This is a genomic window from Actinokineospora spheciospongiae (assembly GCF_000564855.1).
Classification (GTDB): Bacteria; Actinomycetota; Actinomycetes; order Mycobacteriales; family Pseudonocardiaceae; genus Actinokineospora; species Actinokineospora spheciospongiae.
Genome location: NZ_AYXG01000059.1, coordinates 1 through 19,791, shown reverse-complemented (window position 1 = coordinate 19,791; position 19,791 = coordinate 1). Strand labels below are relative to the sequence as shown.

The following is a 19,791-nucleotide window of genomic DNA, read 5'->3' as shown; positions in this document are numbered from 1 at the left end:
TTCTACTGGGGCCGCTCCCCTGGCGGAGCGCAGGCCCGTTCTTCCGGAGACTCCCCGGTGATGGCCGGATCGACGTCTGTACCCCCAGGGTACTGCGTGTCCGCAACCGGGTTCCCGGGAGCCTGTTCGCGGAACGCCGCGGGCCCGAAACCGCGCCAGGCCACGGCGGTCAGCACGACCATCGCGGCCCCGGCGGTCCAGAACGGGGCGGTCAGGCCGAACACCTTGGCCAGCAGCCCGCCGCCCAGCGAACCGAGGGCGGACCCGCCGATCGACAGCAGCATCGACACGCTGCCGACCCGGCCGCGCAACCGGTCGGGCACCACCCGCTGCCGGACGGCGGCGATGATCGTGCCCCAGACCACGCCGTGCACGCCGAAGACGAACAGGACCACACCCACGACCCACGCGGACCGGGTGCCTGCCAGGACGAAGTGGGTGGCGGTCTCCACGAGCAGGCCCACCCGCATCAGCGGGCTCTCCCCGAAGCGGCGGACCAACCGACTGGCGAGCACCGTGCCGAGCAGCCCGCCGACCGCCATCACCGTCGTGAGCAGACCGAACCCGATCGCGGGCAGGCCCAGCCGCTCGGTCGCGTAGAGCACCATGATCGACACGGTGGCCATCAGCGTGAGGTTCATGAAGAACAGGCAGACGAAGAACATCCGCAGCAACCGGTGGGCCAGCAGCCACCGCACCCCCTCGGCGATCTCCTGCCGCATCGGGCGCCGCCCGGCCGGGTCGGGTGGCACCGCGCGGTGGCGCATGCCGCGCACCAACAGCGCCCCGATGAGGAAGGTGGCCGCGTTGACCCCGAACGGCAGCGCTGCGCTGAACACGAAGATCGCTGCGCCGAGCGGTGGCCCGGCGAACTGGTTGCCCAGCAGGTGGACCCCCATGAGGCGGGCGTTGGCGGCGGGCAGGGCCTCGACCGGGACGACCGCGGGGACCAACGCCCCCGAGGCGGTGTCCGCGAGGGTTTCGGCGGTGCCGAGCAGGAAGAACGCCGCGTAGACCACCGGGATGGACACGTGCCCGGTGGCGATGGCGCCGGTGAGCGCGCCGAGGACGACGGCGCGCACCAGGTTGACCACGACGACCAGGCGCCGCCGGTCGAGCCGGTCGACGAGCGCGCCGCTGAACAGCGACAGCAGCAACCACGGCAGTTGCTGCACGAACACGGCCATGCCGACCAGCGCCGGGTCGCGGGTGAGGCCCGCCACCAGCAGCGGCCCGGCCGCCAGGGCGACACCGTCGCCGAGGTTGGTCGCCAGGGACGCCGACCACAGGCGGTGGAAGTCACCACCGAGCTTGGGTGTGGCTGTGGTCATGGACATGACGAGCACCACGTGGACACGGAAACCCCCGGATTCCTTCGGCTCAACCGAACGAACGCGAGGTTATCCGGACTTCCCGATCGGCGTCGGGAGTTGTCCACAGGGCGCTGGTCAGCCCGCCTCGTGCGGCTGCTCGGCGCTGCGGCCCTCGCGGTGCCGGGCCGCCAACACGGCGTCCGGCGTGCACAGGGCGCAGGGCGTGAAGCCGAGCTGGCGCGCCTCGGCGACCGGCAGCGTCAGCGAGGGCTTGCCCGAGATGAACGAGCACCGGCCCAGGTGGTAGCGCGGTCGCTCGTCGAGGACCCTGACCTCGGCGTCGAGCTCGGACACCACCAGCAGGTCGGCGGCGTCGGTGGCCTCCTCGGCGGGTTCGTCCCCGGCCCCCTCGGCGGGACCCGGTTCGGGTTCCGCCCCGGTGGCCCCGGGCTCGTCCCGGGCCGGATCAGGCCCGGCGGCCACCACGGGTTCGGGTTCGTCGTCGAGGTGGTCGTCGGCCACCGCCGGGGCGGACCGCGCCGCGGACCGCGTGCGGCGGGACCGCACCCAGTCGACGACGAGGATGGCCGCCGCGGCGACGCTCACCGCGACCGAGATCCACGCGAACAGGGTGTTGGCCGTGGTGAGCGCGCCGACCAGCAGGCCGAACGCCACCAGGACCAGCACCAACACGATGATCAGCACTGTTGACCCCACCCACCGGGACGTCGTGCCCGCGAACCGATCCCGGTCCGCGGGCCGCTGTCCCGGCTACTCCGGCTCAGCCCGCCTCGGCGCGGGGGCCGAACGAGTAGCCGCTCTGCTGTCCCGCCGCCGCCCTGGCGCCCTCGGAGGTGGGCGCGGCGGAACCGCGGTCACCGAGCTCGCGCAGGCTGGACTCGAGGAAGGTCTTGAGGCGGGTGCGGTACTCGCGCTCGAAGGTGCGCAGCTCGTCGATCTTCTTCTCCAGCGTGGTGCGCTCCGCCTGCACCGCGCCGAGGATCTCCGTGTGCTGCCGCTGGGCGTCGCGCTCCAGCGACGTGGCCTTCTCCCGCGCCTGCCGCTCCAGCGTGTCGGCCCGGGTGCGGGCGTCGTTGAGCATGGTCTCGGCGCGCGTGCGCGCCTCGTTGACCATGGTGTCCGACTTCGTGCGGGCCTCGGAGAGCAACTGCTCGGACTTGGTCCGGGCCTCCGCCAGCATGGTGTCCGCCTCGGCCTTGGCCTCGCCGGTCAGCCGGTCCGCCATCTCCTGGGCCAGGCCCAGGACCTTGGCGGCCTGCACGTGGTGGTCACCGCCACCGCCGGGGCTGGTCTGCTCCAGCGCGCTGGGCGGCGGGACCGGGTTGAGCCTGCGCGGCTCCTCCACGGCCCGGACCGGGGCAGCCGGGGCGGCGCCCGAGCGAGCGTCGTCGAGGTCGGCTCGCGCGGATTCGAGCTGCGCGTCGAGCTGCTCGACCTGCGCACGCAGGTCGTTGTTCTCCTCGATCAGGCGGGAGAGCTCCACCTCGACCAAGTCGAGGAAGGCGTCCACCTCGTCCTCGTTGTAGCCCCGCTTGCCAATGGGAGGCTTGCTGAACGCGACGTTGTGCACGTCAGCGGGGGTCAACGACATCTGATCACCTCACGCGCTCCAGGGCTGCAGGCACCCAAGTTCCCCGTTACCCGGGATAGGCCAGCCGCATCAGAATGAATACGACCAACAGCAGCACCATAATCGATAGGTCCAGGCCCACGCCCCCGATCCGCACCGTCGGGATGAGCCGACGGACGAGTCTGACCGGGGGGTCGGTCACTGTGTAGATGGTCTCCAGCGCCACCGCAACCCCACCGGCCGGTCGCCATTCCCTGGCGAACGTCCGGACGAGTTCGACCACCACGCGGGCGGTCAGCAGCAGCCAGAAGGCGAAAAACACCCAATAAGCGGCGAGACGCACTGGTTCCACAGGTCAACTCTGCCATCACTCAGCTTCGGCCCGCGAACCCGCCCTCGGCCAACCGCCGCTTGTCCTCGGCGGTCGGGTCGACGTTGGGGGGTGAGATCAAGAACACCTTGTTGGTGACCTTGTCCATCGAGCCGCGCAGCGCGAACGCCAGACCGGCGGCGAAGTCGACGAGCCGCTTGGCATCGCCGTCCTCCATCTCGGTCAGGTTCATGATCACCGGGCGGCCGTCGCGGTAGTGCTCGCCGATCGTCCTGGCCTCGTAGTAGCTGCTCGGGTGCAGCGTGACCACCCGGCCGAGCGGGTAGCCGGTCGGGACCGGCGGCTCGCTGGGTCGGGGGCGGGGCGCCGCGTCGCGGCGGGCATCCATGGCCAGTGCTCCCTGGGTGGTCGAGGTGTCCGCGACCGCGGACACGGTCGACCCGATGGCCGACGGCGGCGACCAGCCGCGCGGTCGCAACCGCTCGACGGGCTCGTAGTCGTCGTCCACCTCGGACTCGGAACGGTAGCGCCCCGAGCGGCGGCCACGTCCGGGGGTGTACTCGTCGAACTCGTCGTCGGCGAGGTACTCCGGGCGGTGGCCGTAGCCACGCCGGTCGTAGTCGTCGAGGTCGTAGTCGTCGAGTTCGTCGGCAGGAACCATCCCGAAGTAGGCCTTCAACTTCTGCAGCGTACTCATGGCTTCCTCCGTGACTCCCGGGCGTGGCTCCCGCGCAAGACGACCTACCCGCGCCTCACACGTCTCAACCGTCACTCCGGGGTTCGGGTTCCCAGACCCCCGTTAGGGGGAGGCTAGCCCGCGACCCCCCAGGAGGGCGGTTCCGACACGCACGCACGTCGACCCGTAGTCGATCGCCTCTTCAAGATCGTTACTCATGCCGCAGGAAAGCTCCGTGGCCTGGGGGTACTCGGCCCGCAACCGTTCCGCCGCACTGGCAAGACGCGCGAAGGCGGCCGCGGGTTCCACCCCGCGCGGGGCCACCGCCATGATCCCGCGGAGGCGAAGATCACGCGTCCCGGCCACGTCCTCGGCGAGCGCGGGCAGGTCCTCCAACGGGCAGCCGCCGCGGGCCGGGTCGCCGTCGATGCTCGCCTGGAGCAGGACGTCGAGCGGCCCCTCGCACTCCCCCACCGCCGCGGCGTTGCCCACGGCCCTGGCCAGCGCCGCGGCCAACCGGCCGGAGTCGACGGACTGGACCTCGGCCGCCCACCGCACCACCGCGCGCGCCTTGTTGCGCTGCAACTGCCCGACCATGTGCCAGCGGATCGGCAGGTCCGGCCGCAGTTCGGCGACCCGGGCGGCCTTGGCCCCCGCGTCCTGCTCCCGGTTCTCGGCCAGGTCGAGCACGCCGAGGTCGGCGAGGGCGATCGCGTCCTCGGCCGGGAAGGTCTTGCTCACCCCGAGCAGCCGCACGCCCGCCGGGTCGCGGCCCGCCTTCGCGCAGGCGGCCTCGATCCGGGCCCGGACCTCGGCGAGGTTGGCGGCGATCTCGACGGCGCGGTCGGTCATCGGGGGTCCACCCAGGTCACCGCGGCCAATCGCCCAGTGGTCCCTTCCCTGCGGTGACTGAACAGCGCGGCTTCCTCGTTGGTGCACCGCGGGTCGATGCCGATCCTGGCCACCCCGGCGTCGGCGAGCTGGCGCCACAGCCCGGCGCGCAGGTCCAGCCCCGGGGTGCCGCGGCGGGTGCGGCAGGCGCTGCCGGGCAGGTGCTTCTCCACGTCGGTCTGCATCGCCTGCGGCACCTCGTAGCAGTCGCCGCAGACCGCGGGCCCCAGCAGCACCTCGACCCGCGCCACGTCGGCCCCGGCGGTGCGCATGGCCGCCAGCGCGGCGGGCACCACCCCGACCCGGGCGCCGACGCGCCCGGCGTGCACCGCGCCGACGACCCCGGCCACCGGGTCGCCCAGCAGGACCGGCACGCAGTCGGCGACCAGCACGACCAGGGCCAGCCCCGGCTCGGCGGTGACCACGGCGTCGGTGGCCTCCAGCGGTTCGGCGACCGGCCCGTCGACGACCTGGGCGGTGCGGCCGTGCACCTGCTCCATCCACACCAGCCGGTCCCCGGGCACCCCCAGCTCGCCCGCCAGCCGCTCGCGGTTGGCCCGGACCGCCGCCGGGTCGTCCCCGACGTGCCCGCCGAGGTTGAACGAGTCGTAGGGGGGCCGCGAGACCCCGCCCTCGCGCGTGGTGACCACCCGGCGAATGCGCACCCTGTGACTCCTCGTCGATCACGTGCGGAGCATGTCGGCCCACAACCTATCCGGGTGGACCGACGATGCGGCGAACCCCGGCGCGGGAACGCCGGGGTTCGCGGGGAAAACGGGGGGACCGGGGGGTTACCGGCGCATGAAGGGGGGCACGTCGACCTCGTCGTCGGGGTCGTCGGTCACCGGGACGGGTCGGCCGGGCAGGCTGCCCTGCGAGCCGACGCCCGACAGCGGGCGCGGCACCGAACCGGGGGGCGGGGTGGCCGAGACCGGCGGGGCGTACCCCGAGGACTGCTGGCCGTACCCGGGGTTCGACTGCCCGTACCCGGAGTTGGAGTTCGAGCCGGACTGCCCGTAGCCGGAGCCGGGGTTGGACTGGCCGTAACCGGAGGTGGACTGACCGGAGGACTGCCCGTAGCCCGAGGACTGCGTGGGCGCCGGGGCCTGCTGCTGCGGGGCCTGCTGCTGCGGCTCCGGGGCGGGCGGCTCCGGGGCGCGCTCGGCCTGGGGCGCGGGGGTCGCCGGGCGCGAGCCGATGGCCGAGGGGTCCAGCTTCTTGTGCGTGGGCTGGCCCGCGTCGAACCCGGCGGCGATCACGGTGACCCGGACCTCGTCGCCGAGCGAGTCGTCGATGACCGTGCCGAAGATGATGTTGGCCTCGGGGTGCGCGGACTCCTGCACCAGCGAGGCGGACTCGTTGATCTCGAACAGGCCCAGGTCGGAGCCACCGGCGATGGCCAGCAGCACGCCGTGCGCACCGTCCATGGAGGCCTCCAGCAGCGGCGAGTTGATCGCCTTCTGCGCGGCCTGCACCGCCCGGCCCTCACCGCGGGCGGAGCCGATGCCCATCAGCGCGCTGCCCGCGCCGGACATGACGCTCTTCACGTCGGCGAAGTCGAGGTTGATCAGACCCGGGGTGGTGATCAGGTCGGTGATGCCCTGGACACCGGAGAGCAGCACCTCGTCGGCGGAGCGGAAGGCGTCCATCAGGCTGACGCCGACGTCGCCGAGCTGCAGCAGCCGGTCGTTGGGGATCACGATGAGCGTGTCGCACTCGTTGCGCAGCTCCTGGATGCCGTCCTCGGCCTGCTTGGCCCGCCGCTTGCCCTCGAAGGAGAACGGGCGGGTGACCACGCCGATGGTCAGCGCGCCGAGCTTGCGCGCGATCGAGGCGACCACCGGGGCGCCGCCGGTGCCGGTGCCGCCGCCCTCGCCCGCGGTGACGAAGACCATGTCGGCCCCCTTGAGGACCTCCTCGATCTCCTCGCGGTGGTCCTCGGCGGCCTTGTGGCCGACCTCGGGGTTGGCCCCCGCGCCGAGGCCGCGGGTCAGCTCGCGGCCGATGTCGAGCTTGACGTCGGCGTCGGACATCAGCAGCGCCTGCGCGTCGGTGTTCACCGCGATGAACTCGACACCCTTGAGACCGACCTCGATCATGCGGTTGACGGCGTTCACGCCGCCGCCACCGATGCCGACGACCTTTATCACGGCGAGGTAGTTGTGCGGGGGCGTCATCGAAGCCGCCTTCCTGATAGTGGTCCTGCATGTGCGGGCCCGGGAACCCTCGACCTCAACCAGAGAGTGAGAGTTCTGTCAACCCCGGACTAACAGGAAAGGTAGGCATAGCGACGCGCGGTATCCAGCCGCCACGCCGTGCGGTGTCGCGGTTGTTGGTCACGGGACGTGCCCGCCCGGCGGTGTACGCCGCCCGGTCACTCCCCGGTGGTGCCGTCCAGCAGTTCCCGGATGACGTCGAGGTGGCCCGCGTGCCTGCCGGTCTCCTCGATCATGTGCAGCAGGACCCAGCGCGCGTTGACCTCCTCGCCGCGGAAGGGCACGACGGTGTCGAGGCCGACCCGGGCGGCGACGGCGCGGCTGTCGGCGCACTGCGCGGTGTAGTCGTCGACCAGTTGCCGCAGCGGGATCTCCACGGCGCCGCGGAACTCCGCGTCCGGGTCCTCGTCGGTGTAGGGGGCCAGGTCGGGCCTGCCGTCGAGGACGGTGCCGAACCAGTACGCCTCCACCCAGCGCAGGTGGGCCAGCAGCCCGGAGACCGTCATCAGCGGCGACGGCAGCACCGAGCGGCGCGCGTCCTCCTCGGACAGCCCCTCGGCCTTGAGCACGACGGACCCGCGCAGGTAGTCGAGGAAACCGTTGATCTGATCGATGTCGCCCGCCACCCGCGGCGGGTCGATCCGGGGGTCGTCCTGTGCCATGCCGCGCAGTCTCGCGCGGGGGTACGACAATCCGCGAGCGAGTTGTCTACTCGGCCACCGTCGGGAAGTCCGCGGCGGCGACGTCGTAGGTCTTGCCCGGCCGGGTCAGCAGCGGCCCCAGGACGGCGGCCTTGCGCGCGGAGTCCTCGGCGCCGCCCCACACCACGAGCCTGCCGTCGCCCAGGGTCAGCCGGATGTCGACCGGGGTGGTCGCGGCCACCGACGCGACCAGGGCGGTCAGGGCGGGCGGCAGCGCGCTGACCGCGGCAGCGGCGGCGGCCCGGCTGGGCTGGTCGGGGGCGCTGAGGACCGGCAGCCCCGGGGGCGCGGCCTTGACGGTGCTGAAGTCCAGGCCGGTGCCGTCGACCAGGTGCACCCCGTCGCCCGCCTGCACGGCCAGCACCGGGGTGCGCTCGGAGACGGCGATCCGCACGGTGCCCGGGTAGGACCGGCGCACCTGCACGGTGTCCACCCGGGGGAGCTGGGCGACGCGGGCGGCGACCTCGTCGGTGTCCAGCCGCACCAGCGGGGTGCCCGGGGCCACCGCGGCGGCCGCGCGCACGTCGTCGGCGGTGAGCTGGTCGGTGCCGCTGACCTCGACGTCGTGCGCGCCGAGCAGCGGGGTGAAGAACACCACCACAACGACGCCGACGACGAACGCGAAGGAGCCGAGCACCGCCCACCGGCGGACCAGGTAGCGGCGGTGCACCCGGCGCCGGGGACGTGCTCTCCCCGGCGCCCGCCGCGCGGGCCGGGGCGGGTCGCGCCGCACCCGGTCCCCGGTCCGCCGGGAGGCGGTGGCGCTCATCCGGTGGCCCGCCGCTCCAGCTCGGCCACCAACTCCGGGCCGAGCATCGTGACGTCGCCCGCGCCCATGGTCAGCACCAGGTCACCCGCGCGCACCAGGCCCGCCACCAGCGTGGTGGCCCGGTCGAACGCGGGCTCGTAGTGCACCCGCTCGGCGGGCAGCGGCACCGCGTCGGCGACCAGCGCGCCGTTGACCCCCGGCTTGGGTTCCTCGCGGGCGCCGAACACGTCGAGCACCACCACCTCGTCCGCGGCGGCGAGCGCGGCGCCGAACTCCGCGGCGAAGGTCTCGGTGCGCGAGTACATGTGCGGCTGGAACACCACCACCACCCGCCCGCCCGCCGCGGCCGGGCGCACCGCGGCCAACTGCGCGGCGACCTCGGTCGGGTGGTGGGCGTAGTCGTCGTAGACGCGCACGCCGCCCGCGGTGCCCTTGTACTCGAACCGCCTGCGCACCCCGCCGAACGCGGCGATGCCCTCGCCCAGTTCGGTGGGCGGGGCGCCCAGCTCCAGCCCGGCCAGGAACGCGGCCAGCGCGTTGCCCGCCATGTGCTCACCGGGCACGGCGACGCGCAGCTCCAGCTCCTGCCCGGAGACCGACACCCGCGCCACACCCAGGCCGCCCTCGGGCCGGTAGTCCAGCAGCGTCGCGTCCTCCGGGCCCTTGGCGTCGCGGCCGTAGCGGCGGACCCGGATGCCCCGGTCCCGCGCCCGGTCGGCCAGCGCGGCCGAACCCGGGTCGTCGGCGCAGGCCACCAGCACGCCGCCCGGCTCGATCCGGCCGAGGAACTCGTCGAACACCGCCGTGTACGCCTCGACCGTGCCGTGGTGGTCGAGGTGGTCGGCCTCCACGTTGGTCACCACCGCCACCGACGGGGAGAACACCAGGAACGACCCGTCGCTCTCGTCGGCCTCGGCGACGAAGATCCCGCCGCTGCCGTGGTGGGCGTTCGCGCCGGACTCGTTGAGGTCGCCGCCGATGGCGAACGACGGGTCCAGGCGGCAGCGCTGCAGCGCCACGGTGAGCATCGAGGTGGTCGAGGTCTTGCCGTGGGTGCCCGCGATGCAGGCGACCCGGTGCCCGGCCATCAGCTCGGCCAGCGCCTCGGACCGGTGCAGCACCGCCAGCCCCCTGGCGCGGGCCTCGACCAGCTCCGGGTTGTCCTCCTTGATCGCGGTGGACACCACGACCGCGGTCGGGCCGCCGTCGAGCAGGTCGAGGTTCGCCGCCGCCTGCCCGACCGCGATCCGCGCGCCCTGCGCGCGCAGGGCCAGGTTGGACCGGGCGTCCTTGGCGTCGGAACCGGACACGGCCTTGCCCCTGGCCAGCAGGATGCGCGCGATGCCGCTCATCCCCGCCCCGCCGATCCCGACGAGGTGGGTGCGGTCGAGCACACCGTCGGCCGGGTTCATCGGGAATCCCCCGCGGGGTTCTTCTCGATCGCGTCGAGCACCATCGCGGCCAGCACGTCGGCCGCCTCGCGGTGCCCGGAACCCCGGGCGGCGGCGGACATGGCGGCGGTCCGGCCGCGGTCGCGCAGGATCGGGATCACCGACTCGGCGACCCGGCGCGGGGTCAGCTCCGCGTCCGGCACCAGCAGCGCCCCGCCCGCCCGGACCACCGGCTCGGCGTTGAGCGCCTGCTCGCCGTTGCCGTGCGGCAGCGGCACGTACACCGCGGGCAGGCCGACGGCGGACACCTCGGCGACGGTCATCGCCCCGCAGCGGCAGACGGTGGCGTCGGCCGCGGCCAGCGCCAGGTCCATCCGCTCCAGGTAGGGCACCGACACGTACGGCGGCGCACCCGGCACCTGCTGCACGGCCAGGGTGTTGTTGCGCCCGTGCGCGTGCAGCACGCCGATGCCCGCGGCGGCCAGCTCGGCGGCGGCCCCGGAGACGGCGGCGTTGATCGAGCGGGCGCCCTGCGAGCCGCCGGTGACCAGCAGCGTCGGCGCGGTCGGGTGCAGGCCGAAGAAGCGGCGCGCCTCGGCCCGCAGCGCGGCCCGGTCCAGCCGCAGGATCGACTCCCGCAGCGGGATGCCGATGACCTCCTCGCGCGGCAACCCGGTGTCCGGCACGGCCACCGCGACCCGGGCGGCGAACTTGGCGCCGACCTTGTTGGCCAGACCCGCCTTGGCGTTGGAGTCGTGCACCACGATCGGCACCCGGCCGCGGGCGGCGAGGTAGGCGGGCAGCGACACGTAGCCGCCGAAGCCCACCACCACGTCGGCGCCGACGCGGTCGAGCACCTCCCGGGTGGTCTTGATCGCCGAGCGCACCTTGAGCGGCAGCTTCAGCAGGTCGACGTTCGGCTTACGGGGCATGGGGACCGGCGGGATCATCTCCAGCGGGTAGCCGCGCGCGGGCACGATGGTCTTCTCCAGACCCCGCTCGGTGCCCAGCGCGACGACCCGGGCGTCCGGGCGCAGCCGCATGACCGCGTCGGCCAGCGCCAGCGCGGGCTCGATGTGCCCGGCCGTGCCACCCCCCGCGATCACCACGCACGGTCCCTTGCGGGCCGCCCTGTTCCCACCGGTGGGACCTACGGTCAACGACGTCCTCCTTTAGCGGTCCGCGGCGCACCGCGGTTCGTCTTCTTCTGCCGGGCGGCGGGCGCACCACCCGCGACCCGGCCGGACATGGTGCGCCCGTCGGGGGCACCACGCCTGCTGTGGTCGACCGTCGAGCGCGCGACGCCCCGCGGCGGCGCCGACGGTCGGGCGGGCCTGCGCTTCTTCGGCGGCTTGTACGGGTCCGGCGCGGGCAGCCGCATGAGCCTGCCGAACCGGCCCGGCCCCTGCGAGCGCAGCGCGGACACGGCCTCGGGCTCGTGCCGGGCGCAGTTGGCGAGCAGGCCGAACACCACCATGGTCACCACCGCGGACGTGCCGCCGGAGGAGATCATCGGCAGCGTGATGCCGGTGACCGGCAGCAGGCCGACGACGTAGCCGATGTTGATGGCGGCCTGCGCGACCAGCCACACGGTCAGCGTCGCGGCGACCATCCGAATCCACGGGTCGATGTTGCGGGTCGCCACCCGCATCCCGACCACCGCCAGCATGGCGAACAGGCCCAGCACCAGCGAGCAGCCGAGGAAGCCCAGCTCGTCGCCGATGAGGGCGAAGATGAAGTCGTTGTGCACGTTGGGCAGGAAGTTCCACTTCGACGGCCCCTGGCCCAGCCCCCGGCCGAACAGCCCGCCGTCGGCCAGCGCGAGCTGCGCCTGCACCGCCTGGAAGCCCTTGCCGAGCTGGTCCTGCTCGGGGTTGAGGAAGCTGACCACCCGGTCGAGCCGGTACTCGGTGCCCACCGCGAGCAGCGCGACCCCGGCCAGGCCGCCCAGCGCCAGCGCGCCGAAGATCCGCACCGGGGCTCCCGCGAACCACAGCAGCGCCACCAGCACGATGCCCAGGGTGACCGTGCCCGCGAGGTCGGGTTGCAGCATGACCAGGGCGAACATCAGCAGCGCGGCGGGTACCACGGGCACCAGCAGGTGCCGGTAGCGGTGCAGCACCGCCTTCTTGACCACCAGCACGTGCGCCCCCCACAGCGCCAGCGCCAGCTTGCAGACCTCCACCGGCTGGAACGACACCGGGCCGAGCACGAACCAGCTCCTGGTGCCGTTCAGCTCGGCGCCCAGCGGGGTCAGCACGGCCATCAGCAGCAGGATGCTGCCCACCATCGCGGTCGGGCTCAGCGCGCGGATGCGGGCCAGCGGCACGCGCAGCGCCACCCAGAACAGCACCGCCCCGACGGAGACGTAGATCAACTGCTTGAAGAAGACGGTGTAGAGGCCGAACCCGGGGGTGTTGAACGAGACCACCGAGGACGCCGACAGCACCATCACCAGGCCGAGCACGGTGAGCAGGCCGAACACGGCGAGCACCAGGTGGAACGAGGCCAGCGGCCTGCCCAGCCACGCGGTCAGCGCGACCCGGAAGGCGGTCACCCGACCGGGCGCGCGCCCGGTCCGGCGCGGCCGCTCGGCCTGGGGGCGGGCCTCGGCCTGGGTGACCATCAGCCGGTCCCGGGTCCGCCGTCGGTGAGCAGCCCGCGCACGGCGTCGGCGAACGCGTCGCCGCGGTGGGCGTAGTCGCGGTACATGTCGAGCGAGGCCGCGGCAGGCGCCAGCAGCACGACGTCACCGGGACGTGCCAGGGCGCGGGCGGCGTGGACGGCGGCGGTCATGGCCCCATCGTCTCCCGGCGGCACCCTGCTCACGGGGACATCCGGCGCGTGTCGCGCCAGCGAGGCGGAGACCACGTCGGCGTCGGCGCCGAGCAGCACCGCGCCGCGCAGCCGACCGGCCACCTCGGCGACCAGGCCGTCGACCGAGGCGCCCTTGAGCTGCCCGCCCGCGATCCACACGACGGACTCGAAGGCGCGCAGCGAGCCCGCGGCGGCGTGCGGGTTGGTGGCCTTGGAGTCGTTGACGTAGCGGATGCCGTCGACCTCGGCGACCGGGGCGGCCCGGTGCGGGCCGGGGCGGTAGGCGCGCAGGCCGTCGCGGACCGCCTCCGGGGGGACGCCGTGGGCGCGGGCGAGGGCGGCTGCGGCGAGGGCGTTGGCCACGTTGTGCGGGCCGCCGGGGAGCACGTCGCCGAGGGTGGCCAACTCCTCCGCGGTGGAGGCCGGGTCGTCGACGAAGGCGCGGTCGACCAGCAGGTCCTCCACCACGCCCAGCTCACCGGGGCGCGGTGTGCCCAGGCCGAAGCCGACCCGGGTGCCCTCGTGCGCGGCGGCGAGCCTGCCCGACCACTCGTCGGCGGTGTTGTGCACCACGACCTTCGCCCCGGTGTGGATCTTGCCCTTGGCCGCGGCGTAGTCGTCGATGCCGCCGTGCCAGTCCAGGTGGTCCTCGGCGACGTTGAGCACGACCGAGGCGTGCGCGCGCATCGACGACTGCCAGTGCAGTTGGAAGCTCGACAGCTCCACCGCGAGCACCTCGTGGCCCGCGCGCACCGCGTCGACCACCGGCAGCCCGACGTTGCCGCAGGCCACGGCGTTGAGCCCGGCGGCGCGCAGCATGGACTCCAGCATGGTGACCGTGCTGGTCTTGCCGTTGGTGCCGGTGACGGCCAACCACACCGGCGGTCGCGGCAGCCGCCGCGCCAGCCGCCAGGCCAGCTCGACGTCGCCGATCACCTCGACCCCGGCGGCCGCGGCGGCGAGCAGCAGCGGGCTGTCCGGGCGCCAGCCGGGGCTGGTGACCACCAGGTCGGTGCCCGCGGGCGGTTCGGTCAGGCCCAGCGCGGTCCGCGCGCCGGTGTCGGCGAAGGCCGCCAGCCGCTCGGCGTTGCCGTCGGTGACGGTGACCGAGGCGCCGTCGGCCAGCAGGGCCGCGACGACCCCCCGGCCCGCGACCCCGGCCCCCGCGACCAGGACCCGCCGGGCCGGTGTCATATGCCGCCGCCCGCGGACAGCCAGTCGGCGTAGAACAGGCCGAGGCCGAACATCGCGCAGACGCCCGCGAGCAGCCAGAACCGGATGATGACCGTGGTCTCGGCCCACCCGGCGAGTTCGAAGTGGTGGTGGAAGGGCGCCATCCGGAACAGCCGCCGCCGGGTGGTGCGGAAGACCGCGATCTGCAGCACGACCGAGACCATCTCGACCACGAACAGGCCACCGATGATGATCATCAGCAGCTCGGTGCGGGTGGCCATGGCCAGGCCCGCGACCAGGCCGCCGAGCGCCAGCGAGCCGGTGTCGCCCATGAAGATCTTCGCCGGGGCGGCGTTCCACCACAGGAAGCCGATGCAGGCACCCATCGCCGCGGCGGCGACCACCGCCAGGTCCAGCGGGTCGCGCACGTCGAAGCAGGCGGCCTCGGCCACCCGGCCGCAGTCGTGGCTGAACTGCCAGAACGAGATGACCACGTAGGTGCCCAGCACCATCGCCGAGGAGCCACCGGCGAGGCCGTCGAGGCCGTCGGTGAAGTTCACCGCGTTCGACCAGGCCGACACGGCCAGGTAGCAGAACACGATGAAGCCCAGCGCGCCGAAGGACACGATGGAGATGTCGCGGACGAACGACAGGTTGTCCGAGGCCGGGGTGAGCTGCCGCTCGTCGGGGAAGCGCAGCGCCAGGACGGCGAACCCGATGGAGACGACCAGTTGCCCGACCAGCTTCGCGGTCTTGTTCAGCCCCAGGTTGCGCTGCTTGCGGATCTTGATGAAGTCGTCCAGGAAGCCGACCAGGCCCAGGCCGGTGGCCAGCATCAGCACCAGCAGCCCGGAGGCGGTCGGCGCCTCGCCGGGGGTGGCGGAGGTGGCGTTGGCGATGTGCGAGACGCCGTACCCGACCCACATGGCGATGATGATCGCCACCCCGCCCATGGTGGGGGTGCCGCGCTTGCTCTTGTGGCCCTCGGGGCCTTCCTCGCGGATCTCCTGCCCGAAGCCCTGCCGGGAGAAGACCCGGATCAGGTACGGGGTGAGCAGGATGGACGCGACCATGGCGATCGCGGCCGCGATGAGGATGCTCTTCACCGACCCGCCTCCAGCAGCGCGTCCGCGACCCGCCACAGGGCGGCGACCTTGGACGCCTTCACGAGAACCACGTCACCGGGTGCCAGTTCGGCGCGCAACAGCGCGACCGCGGCATCGACGTCCGGCACGAGCACCGACTCCTCTCCCCACGAGCCCTCCAGGCTCGCCCCCTGGTGCATGGCGCGGGCCTCGTCGCCCACCACCACCAGGCGGTTGATGTCCAGTCGAACGGCGAGCCTGCCCACCTCGTCGTGCGCGGCGACCGAGTCGTCGCCGAGCTCACCCATCACACCCAGGACGGCCCAGGACCGGCGTCGGTTGCCCGTGCGGGCCATCGTCGCCAGCGTCTTGAGCGCGGCGCGCACCGACTCCGGGTTGGCGTTGTAGGAGTCGTTGACCACCGTGACGCCGTCCGGGCGGGTGATCACCTCCATCCGCCGCGCCGAGACCCGGCGGGCGCCGGAGAGCCGCGCGGCCACCTCGGCCGGGGTCGCCCCCAGCTCCAGGGCGATCGCGGCGGCGGACAGCGCGTTGCCGACGTGGTGGGCGCCGTGCAGCGACAGCGACACGGTCGCCTCGCCCTGCGGCGCGACCAGGCGGAAGGTCGCCCTGGCCTGCTCGTCGAGCACGACGTCGACCGCGCGCACCTGCGCCGAGGGCGCCTCGCCGACCAGCACGACCCGCGCCGAGGTGCGCTCGGCCATGGCGGCGACCAGCGGGTCGTCGGCGTTGAGCACGGCAACGCCGTCGGCGGGCAGCTTCTCGGCCAGCTCGCCCTTGGTGCGGGCGATGTCCTCGCGGGAGCCGAACTCACCGAGGTGGGCGCTGCCGACGTTGAGCACGGCGCCGATGCGCGGCGGGGCGGTGTCGCACAGCGCGGCGATGTGCCCCGGCCCGCGCGCGGACAGCTCCAGCACCAGGTGGCGGGTGGTCTCGTCGGCGCGCAGCACGGTCCACGGGTGGCCCAGCTCGCTGTTGAACGACCCCGGCGGCGCCACGGTCGCGCCCATCGGGGTCAGCACCTGGGCGATAAGGTCCTTGGTGGAGGTCTTGCCGGAGGAACCGGTGACGCCGACGACGGTGAGGCCGCCGGGGGTCAGCCGGTCCACGACCACCCTGGCCAGCGCGGCGAGCGCGGCCAGCACGGCGGCGCCGGAGCCGTCGGTGTCGCCGGCCAGCGCGACCGAGCGGGTGTGCGCGGAGTCGACCGGCGGGACGACGACGGCGGGGGCGTCGACCTCGCGGGCGGCCAGCACCGCCACCGCGCCCGCGGCGACGGCCCGGGCGGCGAAGTCGTGCCCGTCGACCTTCTCCCCTGGCAGGGCCAGGAACAGCCCGCCCGGGGTGATCTTCCGGGAGTCGAACTCGACGGTGCCGGTGACCACGGCGTCCGGGTCGGCGTCGTGCAGTCGGCCGCCGACGGCGTCGGCGACCTCCCGCAGGGTCAGCGGGATCATCCGGTCACCGTGCCCAGTCGCTCGCGGATGGCCGCCTCCAGTTCGTCGCGGTCGGAGAACGGGTGCACGACACCCGCCACCTCCTGGCCGGTCTCGTGCCCCTTGCCCGCCACCACGACCACGTCGCCGGAGCGGGCCGCGGCCACCGCGGCCGCGATGGCCTGCCTGCGGTCGCCGATGTCGCGCACCTCGCCGCGCTGCGCGGCCGGGACGGACTCCGCGCCCGCCAGCACCGCCGCGCGGATGGCCGCCGGGGACTCGGTGCGGGGGTTGTCGTCGGTGACGACCAGTAGGTCGCTGCGCCGGGCCGCCTCGGCGCCCATCAGCGGGCGCTTGGCGGTGTCGCGGTCGCCGCCGCAGCCCAGCACGGTGATCACCCGGCCGTCGGTGCGCGCGCGCATAGCGTCCAGCGCGACCGCGACGGCCTCGGGCTTGTGCGAGTAGTCGACGACGGCGGTGAAGTCCTGCCCGAGCGCCACCCGCTCCATCCGGCCCGGCACCCGCACGTCGGCCAGCCCGACCACGATCGCCTCGTCCGGCACGCCCACCTCGTGCAGCACGGCGGCGGCGAGCAGGGCGTTGGCCACGTTGAAGGTGCCCGGGATCGGCAGCGTCGCGGCCAGGGTGCGCCCCTCGGACCCGTGGATGGTGAACGACTGCTCGCCCGAGAGCGAGGTGCGCACGTCGGTCGCCGTCCACCGGGCGTCACCGGTGGTGGCGACCGTCACCGTTGCGGGTGTCACCAACCTGCGGCCCCACTCGCCGTCCACGCAGACCACCTCGACGGCGGAGCGGCCGTCGAAGAGCTGCGCCTTCGTCCGGAAGTAGTCCTCCATGTCCGGGTGGAAGTCCAGGTGGTCCTGGGAGAGGTTGGTGAACGCCCCCACCGCGAACCGGGTGCCCGCCGCGCGGCCCAGGGCCAGCGCGTGGCTGGAGACCTCCATCGGCACGTGCGTGACACCGCGTTCGAGCATGACCGCGAACAGGGCCTGCAGGTCGGGGGCCTCGGGGGTGGTGAAGGCGCTGTCGAGGCGCTCGCCCGCGATCCGGGTCTCCACGGTGCCGATCAGGCCGGTGCGGTGCCCGGCGGCGGCCAGGCCGGACTCGACCATGTATGAGGTCGTGGTCTTGCCGGAGGTGCCGGTGACGCCCAGGACCTTGAGCGCCAGGGACGGCTCGCCGTAGATGTGGCTGGCCAGCGGACCGAGCGCGGCGCGCGGGTCCGGGTGCACCAGCACCGGCAGACCGCTGTCGCGCACGGCGGGTCGGGCCGCGCCCGCCTCGTCGGTGAGCACGGCGACGGCACCGGCGGCCACCGCGTCGGCGGTGAAGTCGGCGCCGTGCGCGCGGGCACCGGGCAGGGCGGCGAACAGGTCGCCGGGCAGCACGTGCTGCGCGCGCAGCGCGGCACCGGTGACGACCACTTCGGACACCGGGGTGCTCCCCGGCGCGAGTGGTCGCGCCGAAGCGCGGGAGGCCAGTGTGGCCAGTGGCACGGGCAGGATTCGGGAGGGGCGAGGCGGCGCTGTGACAGCCTTGCCGTCGAGCTTGGCGGGCACGGGGCGGAAGGCTACCTGCGCACGGAGGGCTACCGAGCGGCACCTCGATCACCCGGTGCCGGGAGCATGGGGTAGACGGGCCCGGGGTGACCCCGTCCGGGGGTACATCACACGATCAGGTGGAGCACTGTCCACCCACGTCCGGAGCAGCGAAAACCCGGTAAAGTCGAACACATGTTCAGCTCAACGACCCACCCCGGCATGCAACTCGGCAACGACTCGCGCGTCCTTCCGGTGAGAGTTCGACGACAACCGCGAGGAGCACGCAGTGCCCAACACGCCAGTCCCGTCCCCGAACCGCCGCACCGTCCTCCTCGCCGGGCTGGGTGCCGTTCTGGCCGGGTGCGCCGATCCGTCCACACCGGCCACACCGCGGGCAACCACTTCCGGCACAGGGCTTTCCCCGACCCTGCCCCCCGCCGCCGCCGGGGCGGCGGAGGAACTGGTGGCGCTGGAGTCGACGTTCGGCGGGCGGCTCGGGGTGTACGCGGTGGACACCGCCGACGGCACCGAGGTCCGCCACCGCGCGGACGAGCGGTTCCTCATGTGCTCCACCGCCAAGGTGCCGGTGTCGGCGGCGGTGCTGCGGCGGCGGCTCGCCGAGCCGGGCCTGCTGGAGCGGGTCATCCACTACACGGAGGCGGACCTGCTGGAGTACGCGCCGGTGACCTCCGAGCACGTGGCCGAGGGCATGGCGGTCGCGGACCTGTGCGTCGCGGCGCTGACGCGCAGTGACAACACGGCGGTCAACCTGCTGCTCCCGCTCGTCGGCGGTCCGGCGGGGGTGACGGACTTCGTCGGCACCCTGGGCGATCGAACCACCCGCTTCGACCGCCCGGAACCGGACCTGAACGTCACCGCCCCCGGCGACGAGCGCGACACCTCCACCCCGCTGGCCCTGTCGTCGACCGTGCGCGCGCTGGTGGTGGGCGACGGCCTGGACCGGCCGGGGCGCGAACTGCTGGCCGGGTGGATGCGCGCCAGCGTCACCGGGAAGGACCTGATCCGCGCGGGGGTGCCCGCCGGGTGGGACGTGGCGGACAAGAGCGGCTCAGGCGCCCAGGGGGAGGTCAACAACGTCGCCGTGGTCTGGCCGCCGAACCGGGCACCCTGGGTCATCACCGTCTTCACCTCGCCGACCGACCCGAAGACGACGCGGGGCAGGACCACAGTCGCGGCGGCGGCGGGCATCATCGCACGCGCACTGGGCTGACCGAACCCACCTGCCGGCGCAGACAGGCGGACGGGCGGACCGGCGACCACTGTGAGCAGGTGACTGGCAGGCGCGAGCAGGTGGCCGACCGGCACGGGTGAGCGGCTGGCCAATGCGAGCGGCCGGCCGGCAAGTAGCCGCCTGCTGCGGGCGGGTGGCTGGCAGGCGCGGGTAGGCAGCCGACCGGCCCGGGTGAGCGGCTTGCCGATGCGAACGGGTAGTCGACCAACGCCGGCGAGCAGCCGGCCACTGGGGCTTGTCCTCAAAGCCGGCCCACGAACCGGCGGCCCGCCTACGCAAATGTCCGAGTAGATGGAGGTGCTTGACCAGCCGACCACCCCAACACACCGGCGGCCCGGCTACGGAACTGCCTGGGTGGGTGGAGGCGCCTGGCCAGCCAACCACCCTCGAAACCGACGGCCCGGCAAGCGAATACCCGGGTGGGTGGAGGCGCCTGGCCAGCCGACCGCCCCTGAAAACCGGCGGCCCGGCGAGCGAACTGCCCGGGTGGGTGGAGGCGCTTGGCCAGCCGACCACCCCGAGAACCGGCGGCCCGACCAAGCAACTGCCCGGGTGGGTGGAGGTGC

At 73.7% G+C, this 19,791-nt stretch carries 18 protein-coding genes; 1 reads left to right on the top strand and 17 read right to left on the bottom strand.

The window, feature by feature from the left end:
- Positions 1 to 2: 2 nt before the first annotated feature.
- The 17 genes from UO65_RS08055 to UO65_RS07975 form a co-directional block, all read right to left on the bottom strand.
- Positions 3 to 1,337, bottom strand: coding sequence for an MFS transporter (locus UO65_RS08055; RefSeq protein ID WP_200873337.1), 1,335 nt, complete (start codon positions 1,335 to 1,337; stop codon positions 3 to 5).
- A gap of 111 nt (positions 1,338 to 1,448) precedes the next feature.
- A complete protein-coding gene (locus tag UO65_RS08050; protein ID WP_035280173.1) occupies positions 1,449 to 2,018 on the bottom strand; it encodes a hypothetical protein in 570 nt (189 codons plus the stop codon).
- Positions 2,019 to 2,094: 76 nt separating this feature from the next.
- Positions 2,095 to 2,925: a DivIVA-like cell division protein Wag31 gene (gene wag31, locus UO65_RS08045; protein WP_035280171.1), complete on the bottom strand. Its 831-nt coding sequence runs from the start codon at positions 2,923 to 2,925 to the stop codon at positions 2,095 to 2,097.
- A 46-nt stretch (positions 2,926 to 2,971) separates the two neighbouring features.
- Positions 2,972 to 3,256 carry a YggT family protein gene (locus UO65_RS08040; RefSeq protein WP_035280169.1) on the bottom strand — a complete coding sequence of 95 codons (285 nt, stop codon included), beginning with the start codon at positions 3,254 to 3,256 and terminating at the stop codon, positions 2,972 to 2,974.
- Between the two features lie 19 nt (positions 3,257 to 3,275).
- The gene (locus UO65_RS08035) at positions 3,276 to 3,932 is read right to left on the bottom strand and encodes a cell division protein SepF (RefSeq protein ID WP_035280167.1); all 657 of its coding nucleotides are present in this window, start codon (positions 3,930 to 3,932) and stop codon (positions 3,276 to 3,278) included.
- A gap of 102 nt (positions 3,933 to 4,034) precedes the next feature.
- Complete coding sequence (locus UO65_RS08030) at positions 4,035 to 4,763, bottom strand: YggS family pyridoxal phosphate-dependent enzyme (RefSeq protein WP_035280166.1); 729 nt, start codon at positions 4,761 to 4,763, stop codon at positions 4,035 to 4,037.
- Positions 4,760 to 5,467, bottom strand: coding sequence for a peptidoglycan editing factor PgeF (gene pgeF, locus UO65_RS08025; RefSeq protein ID WP_084175389.1), 708 nt, complete (start codon positions 5,465 to 5,467; stop codon positions 4,760 to 4,762). Before pgeF ends, UO65_RS08030 begins: the two co-directional genes overlap by 4 nt.
- A gap of 126 nt (positions 5,468 to 5,593) precedes the next feature.
- Positions 5,594 to 6,979, bottom strand: coding sequence for a cell division protein FtsZ (gene ftsZ, locus UO65_RS08020; protein ID WP_035280162.1), 1,386 nt, complete (start codon positions 6,977 to 6,979; stop codon positions 5,594 to 5,596).
- A 197-nt stretch (positions 6,980 to 7,176) separates the two neighbouring features.
- Positions 7,177 to 7,680, bottom strand: a complete 504-nt coding sequence (locus UO65_RS08015; RefSeq protein WP_035280160.1) for a DinB family protein — start codon at positions 7,678 to 7,680, stop codon at positions 7,177 to 7,179.
- Positions 7,681 to 7,726: 46 nt separating this feature from the next.
- The gene (locus UO65_RS08010) at positions 7,727 to 8,488 is read right to left on the bottom strand and encodes a cell division protein FtsQ/DivIB (RefSeq protein ID WP_035280158.1); all 762 of its coding nucleotides are present in this window, start codon (positions 8,486 to 8,488) and stop codon (positions 7,727 to 7,729) included.
- Complete coding sequence (gene murC, locus UO65_RS08005) at positions 8,485 to 9,900, bottom strand: UDP-N-acetylmuramate--L-alanine ligase (RefSeq protein ID WP_035280156.1); 1,416 nt, start codon at positions 9,898 to 9,900, stop codon at positions 8,485 to 8,487. The genes UO65_RS08010 and murC overlap by 4 nt, the downstream gene beginning before the upstream one ends.
- Entirely contained in the window at positions 9,897 to 11,039 is a 1,143-nt protein-coding gene (gene murG / locus UO65_RS08000; protein ID WP_035280154.1) for an undecaprenyldiphospho-muramoylpentapeptide beta-N-acetylglucosaminyltransferase, read from the bottom strand. Before murG ends, murC begins: the two co-directional genes overlap by 4 nt.
- Complete coding sequence (ftsW, locus tag UO65_RS07995; protein ID WP_035280152.1) at positions 11,036 to 12,505, bottom strand: putative lipid II flippase FtsW; 1,470 nt, start codon at positions 12,503 to 12,505, stop codon at positions 11,036 to 11,038. The genes murG and ftsW overlap by 4 nt, the downstream gene beginning before the upstream one ends.
- Positions 12,505 to 13,890 (bottom strand): UDP-N-acetylmuramoyl-L-alanine--D-glutamate ligase, encoded by a 1,386-nt coding sequence (gene murD / locus UO65_RS07990; protein ID WP_035280150.1) that lies wholly within the window; start codon positions 13,888 to 13,890, stop codon positions 12,505 to 12,507. Before murD ends, ftsW begins: the two co-directional genes overlap by 1 nt.
- The gene (gene mraY, locus UO65_RS07985; protein WP_035280148.1) at positions 13,887 to 14,975 is read right to left on the bottom strand and encodes a phospho-N-acetylmuramoyl-pentapeptide-transferase; all 1,089 of its coding nucleotides are present in this window, start codon (positions 14,973 to 14,975) and stop codon (positions 13,887 to 13,889) included. Before mraY ends, murD begins: the two co-directional genes overlap by 4 nt.
- Positions 14,972 to 16,432: a UDP-N-acetylmuramoyl-tripeptide--D-alanyl-D-alanine ligase gene (locus UO65_RS07980; protein ID WP_035280146.1), complete on the bottom strand. Its 1,461-nt coding sequence runs from the start codon at positions 16,430 to 16,432 to the stop codon at positions 14,972 to 14,974. Before UO65_RS07980 ends, mraY begins: the two co-directional genes overlap by 4 nt.
- Positions 16,429 to 17,991: a UDP-N-acetylmuramoyl-L-alanyl-D-glutamate--2,6-diaminopimelate ligase gene (locus tag UO65_RS07975; protein WP_084175388.1), complete on the bottom strand. Its 1,563-nt coding sequence runs from the start codon at positions 17,989 to 17,991 to the stop codon at positions 16,429 to 16,431. The genes UO65_RS07980 and UO65_RS07975 overlap by 4 nt, the downstream gene beginning before the upstream one ends.
- Positions 17,992 to 18,259: 268 nt before the next feature.
- Between UO65_RS07975 and bla the strand changes: the two genes are divergently transcribed.
- Positions 18,260 to 19,204 carry a class A beta-lactamase gene (gene bla / locus UO65_RS07970; protein ID WP_035280145.1) on the top strand — a complete coding sequence of 315 codons (945 nt, stop codon included), beginning with the start codon at positions 18,260 to 18,262 and terminating at the stop codon, positions 19,202 to 19,204.
- The last annotated feature ends 587 nt before the right edge of the window (positions 19,205 to 19,791 follow it).